Source organism: Neglectibacter timonensis, from assembly GCF_900048895.1.
In the GTDB taxonomy this organism is placed as follows: domain Bacteria; phylum Bacillota; class Clostridia; order Oscillospirales; family Acutalibacteraceae; genus Acutalibacter; species Acutalibacter timonensis.
This window is the reverse complement of record NZ_LT160640.1, coordinates 186,561-204,900: the sequence shown is the minus strand read 5'-3', so window position 1 is coordinate 204,900 and position 18,340 is coordinate 186,561. Positions and strand designations below refer to the sequence as shown.

Annotated in this window: 19 protein-coding genes and 1 other annotated feature; of the genes, 8 read left to right on the top strand and 11 right to left on the bottom strand. The window is 52.6% G+C overall.

The genetic code is table 11. From position 1 onward, the window contains the following. Nucleotides 1-19: 19 nt before the first annotated feature. Nucleotides 20-186, bottom strand: a sequence feature (ribosomal protein L10 leader region). 45 nt (nucleotides 187-231) lie between these two features. The 6 genes from rplA to BN3911_RS09805 form a co-directional block, all read right to left on the bottom strand. Continuing rightward, nucleotides 232-924, bottom strand: coding sequence for a 50S ribosomal protein L1 (gene rplA, locus BN3911_RS09830; RefSeq protein WP_066864863.1), 693 nt, complete (start codon nucleotides 922-924; stop codon nucleotides 232-234). Nucleotides 925-980: 56 nt separating this feature from the next. After that, on the bottom strand, nucleotides 981-1,406 hold the full coding sequence (rplK, locus tag BN3911_RS09825; RefSeq protein WP_066864860.1) for a 50S ribosomal protein L11: 426 nt from the start codon (nucleotides 1,404-1,406) through the stop codon (nucleotides 981-983). A 189-nt stretch (nucleotides 1,407-1,595) separates the two neighbouring features. Continuing rightward, nucleotides 1,596-2,120: a transcription termination/antitermination protein NusG gene (nusG, locus tag BN3911_RS09820; protein WP_066864857.1), complete on the bottom strand. Its 525-nt coding sequence runs from the start codon at nucleotides 2,118-2,120 to the stop codon at nucleotides 1,596-1,598. Between the two features lie 43 nt (nucleotides 2,121-2,163). After that, the gene (gene secE, locus BN3911_RS09815; protein ID WP_066864854.1) at nucleotides 2,164-2,427 is read right to left on the bottom strand and encodes a preprotein translocase subunit SecE; all 264 of its coding nucleotides are present in this window, start codon (nucleotides 2,425-2,427) and stop codon (nucleotides 2,164-2,166) included. Nucleotides 2,428-2,439: 12 nt separating this feature from the next. Beyond that, nucleotides 2,440-2,589: a 50S ribosomal protein L33 gene (rpmG, locus tag BN3911_RS09810; RefSeq protein ID WP_066864851.1), complete on the bottom strand. Its 150-nt coding sequence runs from the start codon at nucleotides 2,587-2,589 to the stop codon at nucleotides 2,440-2,442. 244 nt (nucleotides 2,590-2,833) lie between these two features. Beyond that, complete coding sequence (locus BN3911_RS09805; RefSeq protein WP_066864848.1) at nucleotides 2,834-3,616, bottom strand: DUF7674 family protein; 783 nt, start codon at nucleotides 3,614-3,616, stop codon at nucleotides 2,834-2,836. A gap of 219 nt (nucleotides 3,617-3,835) precedes the next feature. Between BN3911_RS09805 and BN3911_RS09800 the strand changes: the two genes are divergently transcribed. The 5 genes from BN3911_RS09800 to BN3911_RS09780 all read left to right on the top strand — a co-directional run bounded on the left by BN3911_RS09800 (nucleotide 3,836) and on the right by BN3911_RS09780 (nucleotide 8,596). After that, the gene (locus BN3911_RS09800; protein ID WP_066864845.1) at nucleotides 3,836-4,924 is read left to right on the top strand and encodes a D-alanine--D-alanine ligase family protein; all 1,089 of its coding nucleotides are present in this window, start codon (nucleotides 3,836-3,838) and stop codon (nucleotides 4,922-4,924) included. Nucleotides 4,925-4,999: 75 nt separating this feature from the next. Then, complete coding sequence (gene murI / locus BN3911_RS09795; RefSeq protein WP_066864841.1) at nucleotides 5,000-5,809, top strand: glutamate racemase; 810 nt, start codon at nucleotides 5,000-5,002, stop codon at nucleotides 5,807-5,809. 29 nt (nucleotides 5,810-5,838) lie between these two features. Next, complete coding sequence (locus tag BN3911_RS09790) at nucleotides 5,839-6,288, top strand: YwiB family protein (protein ID WP_066864838.1); 450 nt, start codon at nucleotides 5,839-5,841, stop codon at nucleotides 6,286-6,288. A 24-nt stretch (nucleotides 6,289-6,312) separates the two neighbouring features. Then, the gene (gene argS / locus BN3911_RS09785; RefSeq protein WP_066864835.1) at nucleotides 6,313-8,004 is read left to right on the top strand and encodes an arginine--tRNA ligase; all 1,692 of its coding nucleotides are present in this window, start codon (nucleotides 6,313-6,315) and stop codon (nucleotides 8,002-8,004) included. 43 nt (nucleotides 8,005-8,047) lie between these two features. Continuing rightward, nucleotides 8,048-8,596: a GNAT family N-acetyltransferase gene (locus BN3911_RS09780; RefSeq protein WP_066864832.1), complete on the top strand. Its 549-nt coding sequence runs from the start codon at nucleotides 8,048-8,050 to the stop codon at nucleotides 8,594-8,596. A gap of 404 nt (nucleotides 8,597-9,000) precedes the next feature. On the opposite strand, the gene BN3911_RS09770 is transcribed toward BN3911_RS09780, so the two are convergent. From BN3911_RS09770 to BN3911_RS09760, 3 genes are all read right to left on the bottom strand, one after another. Continuing rightward, the gene (locus tag BN3911_RS09770) at nucleotides 9,001-9,186 is read right to left on the bottom strand and encodes a hypothetical protein (RefSeq protein ID WP_066864826.1); all 186 of its coding nucleotides are present in this window, start codon (nucleotides 9,184-9,186) and stop codon (nucleotides 9,001-9,003) included. A gap of 88 nt (nucleotides 9,187-9,274) precedes the next feature. Beyond that, nucleotides 9,275-10,135 carry a 16S rRNA (adenine(1518)-N(6)/adenine(1519)-N(6))-dimethyltransferase RsmA gene (rsmA, locus tag BN3911_RS09765; protein WP_066864823.1) on the bottom strand — a complete coding sequence of 287 codons (861 nt, stop codon included), beginning with the start codon at nucleotides 10,133-10,135 and terminating at the stop codon, nucleotides 9,275-9,277. Nucleotide 10,136: 1 nt separating this feature from the next. Next, on the bottom strand, nucleotides 10,137-12,251 hold the full coding sequence (locus BN3911_RS09760; RefSeq protein WP_066864821.1) for a hypothetical protein: 2,115 nt from the start codon (nucleotides 12,249-12,251) through the stop codon (nucleotides 10,137-10,139). Between the two features lie 332 nt (nucleotides 12,252-12,583). Here BN3911_RS09760 and BN3911_RS09755 point away from each other — a divergent pair, with 332 nt between their 5' ends. The 3 genes from BN3911_RS09755 to BN3911_RS09745 all read left to right on the top strand — a co-directional run bounded on the left by BN3911_RS09755 (nucleotide 12,584) and on the right by BN3911_RS09745 (nucleotide 15,171). Then, a complete protein-coding gene (locus BN3911_RS09755) occupies nucleotides 12,584-13,072 on the top strand; it encodes a deoxycytidylate deaminase (RefSeq protein WP_066867735.1) in 489 nt (162 codons plus the stop codon). After that, nucleotides 13,069-13,842 carry a heparan-alpha-glucosaminide N-acetyltransferase gene (locus BN3911_RS09750; RefSeq protein ID WP_242871107.1) on the top strand — a complete coding sequence of 258 codons (774 nt, stop codon included), beginning with the start codon at nucleotides 13,069-13,071 and terminating at the stop codon, nucleotides 13,840-13,842. Before BN3911_RS09755 ends, BN3911_RS09750 begins: the two co-directional genes overlap by 4 nt. Nucleotides 13,843-14,073: 231 nt before the next feature. After that, nucleotides 14,074-15,171, top strand: a complete 1,098-nt coding sequence (locus tag BN3911_RS09745) for a hypothetical protein (RefSeq protein WP_066864816.1) — start codon at nucleotides 14,074-14,076, stop codon at nucleotides 15,169-15,171. Nucleotides 15,172-15,297: 126 nt separating this feature from the next. On the opposite strand, the gene BN3911_RS09740 is transcribed toward BN3911_RS09745, so the two are convergent. Together BN3911_RS09740 and BN3911_RS09735 are read right to left on the bottom strand one after the other, a co-directional pair. Next, on the bottom strand, nucleotides 15,298-17,394 hold the full coding sequence (locus BN3911_RS09740) for an ADP-ribosylglycohydrolase family protein (protein ID WP_066864813.1): 2,097 nt from the start codon (nucleotides 17,392-17,394) through the stop codon (nucleotides 15,298-15,300). Nucleotides 17,395-17,426: 32 nt separating this feature from the next. Beyond that, nucleotides 17,427-18,317 (bottom strand): carbohydrate ABC transporter permease, encoded by an 891-nt coding sequence (locus BN3911_RS09735; RefSeq protein ID WP_066864810.1) that lies wholly within the window; start codon nucleotides 18,315-18,317, stop codon nucleotides 17,427-17,429. Between the last annotated feature and the right edge of the window lie 23 nt (nucleotides 18,318-18,340).

Sequence of the window (18,340 nt, the reverse complement as noted above, 5' to 3'; positions counted from 1 at the left end):
TTCACCTCCGGATGAGTGATAGAACGTACAAAAAACGCCTTTCCCGGCAGAAGCCGCGGAAAGGCGCAATCAAGCAAGCTGAAAAAAACTTTTTCCTCTGCTTGTCTTTCCTCGGCAGGCCGGTCAATACCGTTTGAGCGGCCTGTAAGCCGCACCTGCTGTCTCTGGTTTGACAGCCAATATACTATAGCATAGAGTGCTGAGCTTGTCAACACTCTTTGGAGAATTCAATTAAATGAATTTCGAGGGGTTAATCTTGACGCCCGGGCCCATGGTGGCGCTGACCACACAGGAACGAACATACTGACCTTTCGCGGCAGCCGGCTTTGCTTTGACGATGGCGTCCATCAAGGTCTTAAAGTTCTCAGCCAGTTTCTCGGTGCCAAAAGACACCTTGCCGATGGGGCAATGGATAATGTTAGTCTTATCGAGACGGTACTCAATCTTACCGGCCTTGGCTTCCTGAACAGCCCTGGCGATATCGGGAGTTACCGTACCGGCCTTGGGGTTGGGCATCAGGCCGCGGGGGCCCAGCAGCTTACCAAGACGGCCCACCATACCCATCATATCGGGGGTAGTAATCAGCACATCGAAATCCATCCAGCCTTCAGACTGGATTTTCTGTACCATTTCCTCAGCGCCTACATAATCGGCGCCGGCAGCCTGAGCGGCTTCGATATTGTCACCCTTACAGATAGCCAGCACACGCACATTCTTGCCCGTCCCGTTGGGGAGCACGATGGCGCCGCGAACTTGCTGGTCAGCGTGACGGCCGTCAACGCCCAGCTTTACATGAAGCTCGACTGTTTCATCGAACTTGGCAGTCCCTGTTTTGACGCAGACGTCGAGCGCTTCCTCAGTATCATAGAGCTTGGAGCGGTCGATCAGCTTTGCGCCTTCCACATATTTTTTACCGTGTTTCATTGTCACTTTCCTCCAGTGGTAAATATCGGATCAAAGGATTTCCTCCCACCCGGGAATTAATCTACTACTTCGATACCCATGCTGCGGGCTGTACCGGCGATCATGCTCATAGCAGTCTCGATGGTGGCAGCGTTCAGGTCGGGCATCTTCTGCTCGGCGATCTTCTGCACTTGCTCGCGGGTGATCTTCGCAACCTTTTTCTTATTGGGTTCTCCGGAAGCCGACTCGATTCCGCAGGCCTTCTTGATGAGGACAGCGGCAGGAGGGGTCTTCGTGATGAACGTGAAAGAGCGGTCCGCATAGACCGTGATGACGACAGGGATGATAAGACCCACGTCGTTCTTGGTACGCTCGTTGAATTCTTTGGTAAACGCCATAATGTTTACGCCATGCTGGCCGAGCGCGGGGCCGACAGGCGGTGCCGGAGTCGCTTTTCCGGCAGGAATCTGGAGCTTAATAAAGCCCGTAACCTTCTGAGCCATTTTTTTGCACCTCCAAAATTCGTGGTCGATCGCGATGCAGCCGTGCAGTAAATTTCAGCTGTATCTCCCACAGGGGCAATGCCCCTCGTGTAAAGCGGAAAGTCCGCTTGTACCCATATTGTCAAGTTCCGGAAGAAGCCGCCGTGCAGGGGTAGCTTTCCTCCGCGGACAGCCGCTGCGCGTCCGTCCTTAACCCACAGGCTCCGCCTGGTCCAATTCCAGTTCGACCGGCGTATCCCGCCCAAACATCGAAACAACGACGCGAATGCGGTTTTTCTCCACATCCAGTTCTTCCACTGTTCCGATGAAACCCTCCAGGGGCCCGTCCACAATGTTGACAGAATCGCCAACCTTGTAGCTCACTTCAATCTCATGCTTTTCGATTCCCAGCCTTGCCACCTCGTCGTCCGTCAAAGGAACGGGCTTGGAGGAAGGGCCTACAAATCCCGTGCAGCCCCGGATATTCCGAACCGCATACCAGGATTCGTCCGTCATAATCATCTTTACGATGACATAACCGGGAAATGTTTTGCGCTCCACTTCCTTGCGCTTTCCATCGGTGCCAACTTCCAACACTTTCTCCGTAGGCACGCGGATTTCCTGTATGAGATCCTGCAGCTGGCGGTTCTCCACTGTTTTTTCCAGATTGGAGGCCACCTTGTTTTCATACCCGGAATAGGTATGAACCACATACCATCTTGCTTCGTCAGCCATCTGTTACCCTCCGCTTTTTTACGAACACACGGACAGATGCCGGTTAAGCCTTGGCAACGTCCATCACCAAGCTCAACAGACCCATAAAGCCGCTGTCGAGCGCATAGATAAACAGGCCGAGGATGACAATCGTCACAAGCACAACACCGGTGCTTCTGAACACAGCCTTCGGAGTCGGCCAGACGATCTTCTTTACTTCGCCCTTGCAGTCGCGGAAGAATTTCCCGATCTTCTTGAAGAAACGCAGAAAACCGTTAGGCTTTTTTTCGCCGGACTTCTTCTCCGTCTTCTTTTCGTTCTCAGCCATGTTCTCCGCTCCTTACTTAGTTTCCCTGTGCAGGGTGTGTTTCCGGCAGAACCTGCAGTATTTATTCATCTCAAGCCTGTCGGGATCGTTCTTCTTGTTTTTCTTTGTGTTGTAGTTTCGCTGCTTGCACTCAGTGCAGGCCAGAACAACCTTGACTCTCATTTGTCGGCACCTCCCGTTTCACGGAAAAAATTTGAGGTTTTTTCACCTCAGCCTCCCTCAAAAAAGGGCACAAAAAAAGAACCTCTTCTCCGAGGTACTTTTACTATAGCATATGTGGCACAGAATTGTCAAGAAAAACTTCAACCGCAGCCGTAGAATGCCATCGGAGGTCTGAGTCCAGCTGTTCCTGACCCCCGGCCTCCGAAAACTTTTCCATTCCAACCGGTATCTGAGACGCCAAAAGCTAGTTTTGAAGCTTTGCCACAACCTTCTTTTCCTTCTTCTTTTTCTTCTCCGGCTTAATCTTTTTGTCCTTGAGTTTCCTTGTATATTTCGAGGCTTTCTGCAGATCGTCTCCAAATTTGCTCTGCAGTGCAGAAAAGGCTTCGTCGCTCATATGATTGAGAATGACGGCAGTCAAGATAGAGCGCAGATCCATATCTCCATTTTTGTACATATCATCAAACAGGGAGCTCAGCTTTTCTGCCGGCTCGCTGTTGGGGTATTTTACCACCAGGTCTTCGATCTTCGGCACAATTTTCGCCTTGGAAAAGGTGACAAAACGGATCTGTCCGTAGACAATTCTCTCCTCGTTCATTTCCTCCCGCAATTCAGGGAAAATATTCACCAGGCGGTTGCAGAAGAATAGCGGATCTATGGTCCGTTCGTCATCCTTACCCCGCTTTTTTTTCTGCTGGACCACCGCTACACGTTTGGGTCCGCGCACCACGTCCAGAAAATCGTTCAGAATGCTCTCTGCATCCGCCCTTGTGCCATCCTTCTCGTCGAAAAGCCAGAGAGAAAGACTGCGCCAGTCGCCCGGATTCCCCTCTGCGGTCAGTGTGGTAGAACGCAGCTCAAAACGCTGCCTTTTCCGGTCATAAAAAAGGCTGTAGGCCACCTCGTCGGTGGCAAACATCTCCGCACGCCCCTCCTCCTCTTCCAAAGGGATGGGAGCCTGAAACCCCTGGAGCGTCAGCTCCTCGTTCAGCCCGTCACGGATCAAATCAAAAGCCTTGAAATCCAACTGCAATCACTCCACTAATAAGTTACTTTAGGCAGTATAGCATGGAAGGGGGCAAAAGTCCAACTTTTTTTCTGTTTTCCAAGTCTTATCAAGGATTCTGACAACCTCTGAATAAAAGAAAACGGTTGATAATTTCCATCTTTTATAGTATAATGCAATTTCAGATTTGCCCGAAAGGGTTTTGGCCCGATCCAAAACAAAAAAGGGATGTGATCCTAAATGGCAAAACTTGAGCTCGCTGTAATTTTCGGCGGCGTTTCCTCTGAACATGAGGTCTCCCTCATGTCAGCTACCTCAATTATTGAAAATCTCTCTAAGGAAAAATACAATATCCATATGGTGGGTATCACAAAAGACGGCCGCTGGCTGCTTTACAGAGGCGATCCCTCTGCCCTGGCTGACGGAAGTTGGGAGAAAGACGAACAAAATGTACCCGCTTTCCTATCCCCCGACAGTTCCGTCCACGGGCTTCTGGTTCTGCACCAAGACGGCGCCCAAGTGCTCCGGCTTGACGCAGTCTTCCCAGCTCTGCACGGCAAAAATGGCGAAGACGGCACCATACAAGGGCTGTTCCAGCTTTCTGGTATTCCCTATGTAGGCTGCGACACATTCTCTTCCGCCATATGTATGGATAAAGCGGTTACCCATACCCTGCTCTCCGCGGCAAATGTTGAGCAGGCCCATTACCTGTGGTTCTATGCAGACCGGTTTGATGCCGCCCCCGATACCATCAGGAACAAAATCAAAGCCAGACTGGATTTTCCCGTCTTTGTCAAGCCCTGCAACGCAGGCTCCTCTGTGGGCGTCAGCCGGGTAGACCGGTTCGAGGATCTGGACGAGGCCATCCGGAAAGCTTCAAGGGAAGATAAAAAAATTATCGTTGAGGAAGGCATCAAAGGCCAGGAAGTGGAGTGCGCCGTACTGGGCAATCGCGATGCGACGGCATCCATCGTGGGGGAGATCGGCGCTTCGGCAGAATTCTACGACTATGACGATAAATATATCAATGGCACCAGCCAGTTGTATATTCCCGCCCGTATTCCTGACGAAGCGGCGGAAAAGGTCCGGGAGACCGCTGTGCGCGTCTATCGGCTTCTTGGATGTTCCGGTCTTGCCCGGGTTGACTTTTTCGTCACAGCGGAAGATCACCGGGTCGTTCTAAACGAGATCAATACCCTGCCCGGTTTTACCTCTATCAGTATGTATCCTAAACTTTGGATGTCCATGGGTCTGACCTATGGGGAACTGCTGGACCGCCTGGTGGAGTTTGCTCTGCAGGCAGCAGGAAAGCTGCAATGTTTGGACTGAACGGCTGAAGCAGGGACAGAATGCATGGTTAGCGCATGGCTGTTCCAGCCCTAAAGAAAGGATAAAGCGACAGTTATGGATAATCGTCCCATTGGGGTTTTTGATTCCGGTTTAGGCGGTCTTACCGCTGTCAAGGAACTGGAAAAAGTGCTGCCTGAAGAGAGCATTGTCTACTTCGGCGACACTGGGCGGGTGCCTTACGGCAACCGAAGCCGGGAGACTATTCTCCGCTACGCCCGGCAGGATATGGCCTTTTTGTTGGATCATGGCGTCAAAGCCATCCTGGCAGCCTGCGGCACGGTCAGCTCTGTAGCCCGCTCTGTGGGAGAAGGGCTGGACGTTCCTTATTTCGATGTGATCGGTCCCACCGTAAAGGCTGCGGCGCAGGCAACCAAAAATGGGAGAATCGGCGTAATCGGCACGGCCGCTACCATTGCCAGCGGCTCCTATCGTGAGATGCTGCTCCGGATCAATCAAAAATTCGAAGTTTTCCCTCAGGCCTGTCCCCTCTTTGTGCCGCTGGTGGAGAACGCTTTCATTTCTCCGCAGGAAGAGATCACCCGTCTGGTGGCGGAACGGTACCTGGCTCCTATGCGGGAATCAGGCGTGGATACTCTGATTCTTGGCTGTACCCATTACCCCATCATCTCCCCTACCATCGCTTCCGTCATGGGCCGCGGCGTTGTCCTCATCGACAGCGGCCGGGAAGCCGCCCGGGCTCTGGCGGATACCTTGCGCAGCATGGATTTGCTCAGTGTGGATGCCTGCCGGGAGAACAGGTATTTCATCACGGATACGCTGGAAAATTTTTCCGGAGTGGCAGAGCTTTTCCTTGGCCACAGCGTACAGGGGCACACGGAACGCATCGACATTGAAAAATTCTAGTGGACTTTTCAAAAAGAAGGAACCCGCATATGTTAAAGGAAGATTACAACATTTCAATCACCGGCAAACAGTTTTACGACGAAGAAGCCGGAGAAATCACCTTGAGCACCACCGGCAGCTACACCGAAAAGGGCTCTACCCGGTTTATTGCTTATAAGGAGTATGATGAAGAGGATCCCAAAATATCTCACACCTCTGTGCTGAAAGTGGAAGATGGCAAGGTTACCATGATGCGCTCAGGTTCCTCCACCCGTCTCATCCTGGAGAAGGGCAAGCGCCACCTCTGCCTGTATGATACAGGATACGGCGCGCTGACTGTGGGCGTTTTCACCAGCGAGCTGAAGTCCACCTTGAAAAAACGGGGCGGCGCACTCAATATAAAGTACACTCTGGATATTGACTCAAACCTCTCCAGCAGCAACGAGATTAAAGTGGAAGTAAAACCCCGGCCTGCAGAACATTTTATCTGTTTGGAATAGGATAAGAGAAAGGATGACAAATTTATGTCTCAACTGGTAGCCACCGCGACCCAGGCCCTGAAAGAGGCCATTTGCGCCGCGCTGAACACAGCCATGGAGCAAGGCAGCCTGCCCAGGGCAGAGCTCCCTCCCTGTATGCTGGAGATCCCGGCAGACCGTTCCCACGGAGATTGGTCCTGCAACATCGCCATGGCTGGCGCCAGAGTTTTCCGCACCGCCCCTCTGAAGATTGCTCAGGCAGTGAAGGCGGCGCTGGACCTCTCCGGCACCTATTTTAAGACCTGTGAGATTGCAGGTCCCGGCTTTTTGAATTTCACTTATGACAACCGTTTTTATGGCGAGGTACTGCAGGAGATACACCGTACTGGCGAACAGTACGGACACAGCAATTTCGGGCAGGGAAAGCGGGTGCTGGTGGAATATGTTTCTGCCAATCCCACGGGTCCCATGCACATTGGCAATGCCCGCGGCGGGGTCTTGGGCGACGCCCTCTCCGCAGTTCTCGACGCCGCCGGTTATCAGGTAGAGCGTGAATTCTATGTCAACGACGCGGGAAACCAAGTAAACAAGTACGGTCTTTCCCTGGAGGCACGCTATCTGCAGATTTTCCAGGGCGAAGATGCTGTGGAGTTTCCGGAAGACGGCTATCGCGGCCCGGACGTGATTGAAAACGCAAGAAGTTTTGCAGAAAAATATGGAGACAGTTATGTAAAAGCTTCTTCTGAGGAGCGGCGCGCTGCTCTGGTCTCCTATGCCTTGCCTTTGAACATCCAAGGCCTGCATGATGACCTGATGCGCTACCGGGTGGAATATGACAACTGGTTCAAGGAATCCACTCTGCACGAAAACGGTTCCGTGGACCGGGTCGTGGCGTTGCTGAAGGAAAAAGGCGCCACCTATGAAAAAGACGGCGCCCTGTGGTTTAAGGGCGGCGAATACGGCAGCGAGGACTTTGTGGTGGTCCGTTCCAACGGCGTGCCTACCTATGTCGTACCGGATATCGCCTATCACTACAATAAGCTGGTCACCCGGAACTTCGATATGGCAATCGACGTCTTGGGAGCAGACCACCACGGGTATGTGCCCCGCCTCAAAGCTGCACTGACCGCTTTGGGCGTAGACGCTTCCCGTTTGAACGTGGTGCTGATGCAGATGGTGCGCCTGGTGAGGGATGGCGAAATCGTAAAAGCCAGTAAACGCAGTGGAAAAGCCATCACTCTGGTTACTCTGCTGGATGAGGTGCCGGTGGACGCGGCGCGCTTCCTGTTTAACTCTTATGAACCCAACACCCGTATCGACTTCGACTTGGACCTGGCAATTCAGCAGGACGCCCAGAACCCAGTGTACTATGTGCAGTACGCTCACGCCCGTATTTGCAGTATTCTGAAAAATCTGAAGGCAGACGGCATCGAACCCAGAGAATGTACTCCTGAAGAATTGAAACTTCTCTCCACACCGGAAGAGGTTGAGCTGATACGTCATCTGTCTTCCTATACAGACGAGCTTATTTCTGCGGCCAAAAGCTTTGACCCTGCCCGTATACCAAAATATGCCGTCTCTCTCGCCACCCTGTTCCACAAATTCTATAATGCTTGCCGGGTAAAAGGCGTGGACGAACCCTTACAGGCCGCCCGATTGTATCTCTGCCTTGCCGCCCGCACTGTTATATGCAACGCGCTTTCTCTGTTCAAGGTAAACGTACCCGACTCCATGTGATTCTCTTAATAGCCCGGAGATTCAGAAAGATGTGGTGAATTTCATGAAACAGATCTTAGCCACCAAACGGCTGTTCCTTCGGGAAATGGGGCAGGAGGATTACTCCGATCTTTCCTCACTCCTGCAGGACAGGGCTGTGATGTATGCCTATGAACACGATTTCACCGCCGAAGACGTACAGGAATGGCTGGATCGACAGCTCCGCCGTTACCGGGAGGACGGCTACGGCCTGTGGGCCATGATTCTCAGAGAGACCGGGGAATTTATTGGTCAGGTCGGGTTAACCCGCCAAGACGCTGCAGGCGAGGAAGTTCTGGAGATTGGTTACCTGCTCAAGCATGCTTTCTGGCATCAGGGCTTTGCCTCAGAAGCCACGGAAGCCTGCAAAGAATATGCCTTTCAGATTTTGCATGCACCGAAAGTCTGCAGCATCATCAAGGCCGACAATATCGCTTCTCAGAAGGTAGCCAAGGGTCTGGGCATGAAAAAGGTAAAGGAATTTAAAAAAACCTTCTATAACGGAGAAATGCTTCATTTCCTCTATGAGGTAAAAAACAAAAAGCAATTTCCAATCAAAATATCCCGTCTATAAAGAAAGCCGTCCGCCTGATCTACTTTGGCGGACGGCTTTCTCTTGTATTATGAAAATACTGATAGGCCCTTTTACCCTGGAATCCCTTTCTGCTGTCAAAACGTCAGCGCCCCTCTAGGAATTCCATACAGCCCCTTTGTGAACAAAGTCCCTCAACAAAACAAATTAAAAACACCCTATTCCAGCTCCTGTACAGCAAGCCGGACTTCTTCAAACCAAATTCTTCCACAAGAGGGCAGCAATGCGATTCCCGGAAGCAGGAAACCGCACTCGGGGCAAAAACTTTCTGACTGGAAGCAAGAAGCCAGAACCCTACTGATACCTCCGAGCAGAAGATAAGCTTCCTGCAGAAACTGCTCAAAACGGCCTTTCTCCACAGCCGCTTTTTCCTTCCGTTATACTCTCTATCTCTGCCTGGGCCAAAAATAGATGCCGTAAACGATAACCGCCAGCGAAAGGATAATGGCGCTGACAGCGGCGCCGATAGCCAACGAAGTGTGGCTCAGCGGCCCCGCCACCATACTGATAAGGATGGCAGCCATATCAGCCAACAACAGCAGCTTACAGAATCTCCGTTCCACATCCGTCATAGAACTCTCCCCTTTTCTCGATCCACAGGTGGACGCCAGCTGGTCCTACAGACAAACGGCAAGCCGGCCCAACCAACAGTTTTCTTTATTATACCCCCGGACAGAGGAAATTTGCAAGCTCCGCAAACTGTTCCAAAGCCAGCCTTTCTGCACGGATATTTTTTTCGACTCCGACAGCCTCTAAAGCCTCTTCCACCCGATGCTTCTGTATTCCCAGTGAGGCGGAAATTGAATTTGCTGCTGTTTTCCGGCGTTGGGCGAAAGCAGCTTTAGCAAGAGAAAAGAAAAAAGCTTCATCCAGAACCTGCACCGGAGGTTCCTTGCGCAAATCAAGGCGAATCACGGCAGAATCCACAGCAGGAGGCGGCAGGAAGCTGCCCCGGCTCACTTCAAAGAGTATATGGGGTTCACAGTGGTAATGTACCGAAACGCTCACCGCCCCGCATTCCCGGGTTCCAGGCCTGGCACAGATTCGCCTGGCCGCCTCCTTCTGCACCATAACCGTGATGCTGCTTATGGGAAGGCCGCCTTCCAGCAATCCCATAATTACAGGGGAAGTGATGTAGTAGGGTAAGTTCGCGCAAACGCAGACCTGTTCCCCGCCGAGCCGTTCTTCAATCAGCCGGTTCAGATCCAGCTTCAGCACGTCGCCCTCTACCAGTTCTACATTGCTGCAATCCGCCAGAGTTTCCTCCAACACAGGGAAAAGCCTTTTGTCCAGCTCAATAGCCACTACCTTTTTCGCTCGCTGGGAAAGTTCCCAGGTAAGCACGCCCATGCCGGGGCCCACCTCAATGACCCCCATATTGGGGTCTGCTCCACAGGCTTCCGCCATACGGGGACACACACTGCCGTTGATGAGAAAATTCTGCCCCAGCGCCTTGGAAAATTGAAAGCCGTGACGCGTCAGCACCTCTTTTATTTTGGATGGGTCAGATAGTTTAGCCATGTCATGTCTCCCTTTTTGTCACTTGATAAAGCTTTCTACATCCGTCGTCGTAAACGCAGGGATACTTTTCCTCCAAGCTCTGCTCGTCCACCTGGAAGGAATTCCTTTCATAGTCGCTGACCAGCATATAGTCCACCTGATACCGGCTAAACAACCCCTGGGAAGCTGCAGGCGACTCGTACATCGCCTGCACTGCCAGAGCGTTCTCCTGATAGTTCAAACCATGATAGTATAGGTACGAAGGCGAACCGCACACAATGTTCCGGCCAGCCAGACAGGTAATCTCATTATTATGACGCAGATCAGTGAGCACCACAGCGTCCGCCGGAATCTGTTCCTCTACAAATTCCGCCAGCTCCACGGCCCCTGAGCCGTACAATTCATAACGGGATACCGTCTCCCGTCCCATGGTTAAGACCGCTGAAACCGAACACAGCGCGGCCAGAGAAACCGCCGCCCCCTTCCGTGCAGCTTTTCCCTTCAGCTTTTCCAGCAGGGTAAAGGTACAGTTGGAAGCTGCACAGCAGAGAAAAGCAAAAGCCGGATAGAGCAGTTTGTTATTGTCATATTCATTGGGCTGAAACACCACCAGCTCAGCCATCAGCCAAAGGAATAGCGCAGGCGCATATTTCATAAACTCCCGCCGCTTTGCCTGCAGCAGCCCCAGCAAGGCCAGGATACCTGCCAAACCGATATTCTTCAGATAGAACAGGAGATAGCCGTCTTCCCCGATGCACCACCCAAAACGCCCCCGCACAAACCCTCCTGTCTTCGCTTGATCAAACGTCCAGAAGATCAGCTGGGGCAGCGCCAGCGCACAGGCAGAAAGGAATAATGCTCCCCAAGTGTGCAGCAGCAGCCCGCCCCCACCTCTGCGGCAGGCCCTCCACAACAGCAGACAGACAAAGGCGAAAAAGAGAAGCAACAGGCCTCCGGCAGTCCAGAGAAGCTGCGGAGCATCCCGTAAACCGTTGGCCTGAAGCAGAGCCTTCACAGCTCCCATCACCAGCAGTCCCAAGCCGACACACCACTTTCCAGTCCGTACGGCTATTCGACCCAAGTCAAGGCCATTTAAGAGGGAGAAAAACAGCCATCCGCCGCAGACCACTGCAAAGGCCAGAAAAGAATGGGTGTGAATCATGGGCAGAGTCCCAGCCAGGACTCCCGCATAGAGAAAATACCGCCGCTCACCCTCGAACACAGCCCGATACAGCAGGAACAGCAAAGGAAACAACACGGCCCAGCCGAACAGCGTGGCGCGCTGGGGCAGCATCATGTCCACGATCACATTGACCCAGCGGATCTCTTCCCCAACCAGATTTGTGGGCGTTTCGTAAAAAGCAGTAAACAGCCTGACGAAGTTTTCCGGTTCCCCACCGAGAAAATAAAGGATACCCAAGCCACCGTTGAAAAAGAAAAATACAAGGGCAAGCGCCGTCCTGCCGCTGCTGTTCCCCAGCATCCGCAGGAAAAACAGGCAGCAGCCAAACAGCACCTGGGCCCCAGCCGCACACATAGGCAATACATAGGCAAACTTCAGCGGCGCGCCCAGCAGATAGAGACTGGAAGAAATGCTGTCGGAAAGGAAAGGATAAGATAGCTTTGCCCCCGGCAGAAGCGAGTAGTCCGGCGGGAAGGTTCCCTGCTCCTTCAGGCTGGTGAGAAAACTCAGGTGCATGCTCATATCCCCGTAGGTGGCCTGACTGCTGTAAACGCGCCCTCCCTCAAAAAGGAAGGATTTCCAAACCAGAAAACAGTAAACTCCCAATACTGCCAGGACACCCCACAGGAATTTTCTGCGGCGCAGCAGGGAAAGCAAACTCTCACCACCGCCTGGAGACCTTGCTCCATGCCGCTTGTACTGCCAAAACCCGGCGACGCCCAAAAGGCAGGCCAGCGCCGCGCCGCAGAAATGAGCTGGCAGGGTAAACTCCAGAAAAAAAGCGAAGAGCACAGGACACCACTGCAACAGTACGCTGCCGCACACACTGCCCAACAGCAGACGGACGCCTCTTCCCTCCTGGGGAACCAGGGCAAGGACACAGGAAATTCCGCACAGCTGGAACAGTGCAAAATACAGCAGCGCCGCCACAGCGCCCCACAGGCTTCCGTTCATTCCTGAACTCCTTTTCTTTTCTACAATGATTTTAATAATTTTTCACGCCGGATCATTTTAAAAACAAACTAAAACTACACTGCAGGTAACTATGAGGCCGTCAGCCTACACGGCGCGGATAGATCCCATCCAGCTTCACAAAAACCATCCGGGCTTCAGGAGAAGCTCAGAACCATTCTCCGATCCTTCCAAAAGCCAAAAGCCTGCTGTTGTCATTGAGGATTTATCTGATTTGTGAGTATTTTACCATTTTCGCCCCGTCTTGTCAAAATCCCCTGCCTGCCGTATAATAGAGGCATCTTTAAAAAAACGGAGTGTCGTTTATGGAAAAACTGCAAAGACGCGACAAGATCAATTACTATTTGGATCTGGCTGAAACGGTTTCCCAGCGGTGCACCTGCCTGCGTAAGCATTACGGGGCTGTCATAGTGAAAAACGACGAGGTGATCTCCACCGGTTATGTAGGCGCGCCCCGGGGACGGCAGAACTGTTCCGATCTGGGCTACTGCCTGCGAACCCGGCTGGGCGTGCCGCGGGGAGAGCGGTATGAGCTGTGCCGCAGCGTGCACGCAGAAGCCAATGCCATCATCAGCGCTTCCCGTAACGATATGCTGGGAAGCACCCTTTATCTGGTGGGGAAAGAGGTGGAAACCGGTGAATATGTAAAGGATGCCATCTGCTGTTCTATGTGCAAGCGAATGGTGATCAATGCAGGCATCGCTTTCGTGGTGGTTCGGGACGATCGGGAGCATTACCGCACCATCCAGGTAAACAATTGGGTGGAAGACGATGAATCCCTTCGGGGGGTGCTTGGCTATTGAACAGGATACGTCCAGGAACGCGTCCCTATGGAATGCTGGATACCGTACGCGGCCTGTGTCTTATCAGCATGATACTGTATCACGGCATGTATGACCTGGTGAATGTGAAGGGATACTCTGTGCCCTGGTATAACGCACTGCCGGGATATTGGTGGCAGCAGAGTATCTGCTGGACCTTTATCCTGCTCTCCGGTCTATGCTGGCAGCTTTCCCGGCATCCTCTCCGGCGGAGCCTGATGTTGGTGGGCTGCGGCGCAGCCATCACGCTGGTCACCTGGTTTTTTATGCCTTCGGAGCTCATCCAGTATGGGGTGCTCACCCTGCTGGGTTTCTCTGCACTGCTGATGATCCCCCTCCACAAGTTATTAAAAAGAGTTCCTCCTCTGGCAGGGCTGTTCTGTTCCTTCGGCCTTTTCCTGCTGCTGCGCAACGTGCCGAACGGATCCTTAGGCTTTGAGGGGCTGCGCCTGTGTACACTGCCGGATTGGCTCTATGGTTCCGAACTGTTTGCCGTACTGGGCTTTCCCTCTCCAGCTTTTTCTTCCAGCGATTATTTCCCCCTGATTCCCTGGTTTTTCCTCTTTGTCACCGGATATTTTCTCTGGAGCCTGCTCTCCCGCCAGGAAAAAGCGTTAAAATGCCTCCATCCCGGGTTTGCTCCCCTGGCCTTCCTTGGAAGGCACAGCCTTGTGATCTATCTGGCCCACCAGCCGGTATTGATGGCCCTGTTTTGGCTGCTGCCCAACGCACGGGTTCCGGGTGCCGTCTGACTGCGGCGCGCTGAAATTCATACTTTTTTTCACGCCTGTCAGAGTCAAAATCCGACTGTTTTGAAGGAAACTTAAAGCGAGAAGGCTTCCCTCCCCTAACAAAAAACTGCTTTGGAACCAAAAAGCAAATTAAGATGTTATAAGATGAAATTGGGATAGTTCACAGCACTTCTCTGCGTGTCATCCGAAGATAAGCTGCTGGGACTGGAATTCCAAGAGAAAGGGATTTAAATGATTAGGAAGCATCTTTTAGCGACCGTATTGATAGCATTCCTTGTCTTTACCGGCGTTCCTCTGGTTTGCAGCGCCTCTGCGCCTGAAAACCATTTCGTCAACCTGTCCGAATTGGATCTGACAATAGAAATCCCTTCCAGCTACACAGTGATCACCAGGGAAACCCCTCACGACGATCCTGCTTATGAAAAGTTGGGGGGAGACCCAGGGGATGATTGGCTGACAGAAACGGACTGTTATCTTTTCGCTGCCGATCTGGAACAAAACTTATTCATAGAGATAACTTCCAAAGAAGAAGAAAGCCTCATCTACTCCTTGGACCGGCTTTCTGATGAGGGATTCCAGGCAACCGCTGCATATTTATCTTCCTTCGCAACCGGAGCAAACAGCGGATATTCTTCCAGCGACGGATTTGCGATCAACCGTCACCGTTTTATATGGCTGAGGATAGACTACGGCACCTTGGGTGATTTCGGAAAATTGTGCCTTTTCACAATCCGAGACAACATGTTTCAATACATTTCCCTTTACTCTTTAGAAGGAAATATCACAAAGGAGCAGGAAGAATTCCTCTATCAGACTGTCGCCACTGTAACATACCCGCTTCAGGACAAAGAACGCCCTCTCTCTTCCCCTTCGCCAGACCCGTCATCTCTTAATAAACCTGTAGAAGCATCAGGACAGCGGACGTCTGGCCGCACAATAACATGGGAAGAAGCGGAAAAGCAGGCCACAACAGAATATTTTGTTAAAAATCCGCTCTATAATGCATTGAGCGGTGCGTTGAGCTTTGCTCTCCTTGCTGCTTTTGGAGTCCTTATTAATGCCATACGACGCCGCTTTAAGTTCAAAGAATATTTAGTTGATTCCGATTTTGCAGGCTCCGCCTTCACTTATAGAGGAAAACTTTATGACCGGGAGCGCTACATTCAGGATCGGGTTGATAAACTGGAGACTACCAGCCTGAAAAAACTCCTGCGCCTGGAACAGGATGTAGGCATAGCGCGTTCCAATAATCCAGAGTACGACGCAGCAGAACTGGAAGCTGTACAGCTGGCAATCGACAAAGCTCTTAAGTCCAAAAAAGAAGAATAGGCAGCAAAATGGCAGGACCTTTCTCCCTTACGGGGAAAGGTCCTGTTTTTCACCTGCCTCTATCCAGCCGCCGCTCTCATGCCGATGTTCCGGCAATGCTTTTCTGGGGACACTTTTGAAGTGACGTCATTCTATTGTCACCGGAGCAACTATAAAGTCACGGTAGTGGCAGTGGCTGCCGCCGGCTACAGAAGCGCCGATACAGCCGCTGAGATAGGGGGCATCCCCATCCGTGTACCGCAGCAGTTCTTTTCCCTCGCTGAGTACCCGGATTTCCGCGCCGCGCAGCTCCGCTGTGAGGGAATGCCATTTTCCAGTTTCCCAGGGGAAACTGCATTCCGCAAGAATCTCATAGCCGTTTCGATTCTTGCACAGCCGCAGCAGCCCTTTCTCCGAAAGTTCCAACGCATAGGAGCGAACCGCACCCTGCACCCGGAAGTTCATACGGTGTGCCTCTCCGAGTATGGGGCACAGCGAAGCAGTAAAGCGGTAATCGGTCCATTCCCGGCCGCCGGTATAGGTTTCCCCAAAGTCGGCACAACTGCCGCTGAGTACGCCATCCTCCAGCCTCCAAATCCCCTTGAGGTAGGTAAATTGGCTGATTTCCCGGTGGGACGGACTCCAATTTTCCACAGACTCTCTGTTGAAATCCACCGAGTAGTCCGGTACTCCGCTGTAATCCATATCGTCCAGAAGCACCACAGCGGTGCCGTTCCAGCCATCCAGCGCGGTGAACAGCACGCCCGCCTCTTCTATGCATCCACAGGGCAGGGCGGGAATGCGGTAACGCAGCAACGTCCAATCTCCCGCGTTCAGCACCTCCGGCTCGGCTTTGAGAAGCTCCTGCCGGTTCCTCACATAAAGAGCCGCACTCAGCAAAGGGCCGCTCTCCGCTTTCACCCTCACACTCAGGGTCTGCCCAGGATAAAGCTGGGGAGAAAAACAGGGGTCATAGCGGCTGTCATGGAAATCCTCCGGATGATAGTGGGTTTTCCGAAATACGCGGAAGGCGTACCCCGGCCTGAGCAGCCGTTTTACCACTGCTTTCAGTGCCCCATCCCAGTTGCTGAGCAGGGATTCCTCCGGCTGTTCCTGCTCCATTGCCACACGGAACCCTTGAGTGGAGCCGGGCAGATCAAAATGAAACCTGGCCGCATTTCCCTCTAAATGGGCGCGCCATCTCTCTGGGTACGTTTCTCCTGCAATACGGTAAGCCAGAGAGGCAATATAGGTGACGCAGCTCGGAACATCCATGCTGTTCAGGCTGCCCATCACGCTGGAGCACACAAAAGCGTCGTTCAGGGGTTTTCTCCAGCGGTTCTCAATTCCCTCCAGGCCGCAGAGCGTTCCCAGAATACAGCCCACATTCCCGACATTGCAATCCGTATCCCAGCCGCACATGTTGCAGATACACAGCGTCTTGGAAAAATCCCCCTGGCCGTACAGCATGGAGAGTACCATTACAGCCGAATTGGGGATGATATGGCATGCGCCGGGATACCTGTCATACCCATAATTTGCCTTCACGTAGGCGAAGGCCTCCCGCCAATTCTCCGGATGCGCCTGATGGTAAGCGATAAGGTCCTCCGCCACCCTGCGGTACTCGCAGTCTTCCGGGATCACTGACAGGCCCTTTCGAAGCACAGTCCCGATCTCCGTTTCGCAGAATGCAGCACTGATACAGGCTGCCACAAACATACCGCCGTACACACCGTTTCCGCCATGAGAAACGCTGGCCGCCCGCCGGGCATAATCAGCCGCCCGCTCCGGAGCAGCAGGGTTTACTAGACCCCAGGTGTCAATAAAAATCTGGCCGCCGATCTGCTCCGCTACAGCCGCACCGTTTTGCTCCACGGAACCGGAGCGCGGGGCAGGTATTCCGCTTCGAAGGTTTAGATAGGCCGTATGTTCCGTGGAGTTTCCATAACCACCCCACCAGTAAAAACCATGCTCATAGGGCGCATAATTCAGCCAGGTGAGCCCCATCTCCTCCGCCGTGGCGTTCAAACCGTAGTCCTCCAGCGCCCGCAGGAAAAACATAGGTCCGTTGCTGTCGTCATCGGCAGCAAACTCCCGGTAATCCACCAGGTAGTCCTCCACCTCGCCGTAGGTTTTTTCAATCTGTTCGTAACTCCAACCCTCAATAGGGGCACCGAACCGGACGCCGATCAGCTTTCCAAGCCAGCCGGCATAGAGCTTTTCCATATAGTTATCAGGAATCATTGATAAAATCTCCTTTCTTTTCCGAGCCGTCGTCACTCCTTCACCGCTCCTAGCACCATTCCCTTGACGAAATATTTTTGCAGGAACGGATAGACCAGCAGGATGGGCAGGGTAGCCACAATGGTGATGGCCATTTTAATGGAATCGGGGGTGATATTCACCGTACGCATCTGGCGCATCATTGTGGATTTCGCCTGCTTTGCAATGGCGGTAGCCTCTGCCTGGCGCAGTACCTTCATCAGCACGAACTGCAGGCTTTCCAGATTGGGGTTCGTGACGTAGTACAGGGTATCCTGCCAGGCGCTCCACTGCGCCACCGCGACAAAGAGGCCCACTGTAGCCAGCATAGGGGTAGACATGGGCAGCACAATCCGGAAATAGACCGCCCATTCCCCGGCCCCATCCAAAAAAGCCGCCTCCTCCAATCCTTTGGGCAGTTGGATGATATAGGTTCTGAACAGAATCATATAGTACGCGCTGAAGGCTCCCGGCAGAATATAGACCCAGAAGGTGTTGTAGATGCCCAACTGCTGGTAGAGCAGAAAGGTTGGGATCAGGCCGCCGGAAATGAACATGGAGGTGACGAAAAAAAGATAAAAAAACCGGTATCCCACCAAATTTTTCTTGGTCAGCGCATAGGCGCACATAGAGGTTACCGCCAGGGTTAGAAACGACCCTATCACCGTTCTCAATACACTGACGCCCAAAGCCCGGTACAGATTTTCGTAGCCGAATACCGTTCGGTAACTGTCCAGGCTGAACTTCCGCGGCCACAGTGAAATCCCTCCCGCTGTCGCGTCCCTGGCGTCGTTAAGCGAAATTGCCAGGATATTTAAAAAGGGATACAGGGTCAGTACCACCACCACCGTCATCACAACGGCTATCACAGCACTGAGCGCGAAATCCTCCCTTGTTTTTTTCATGAAGTCTCCCATCCTTTCTGCTC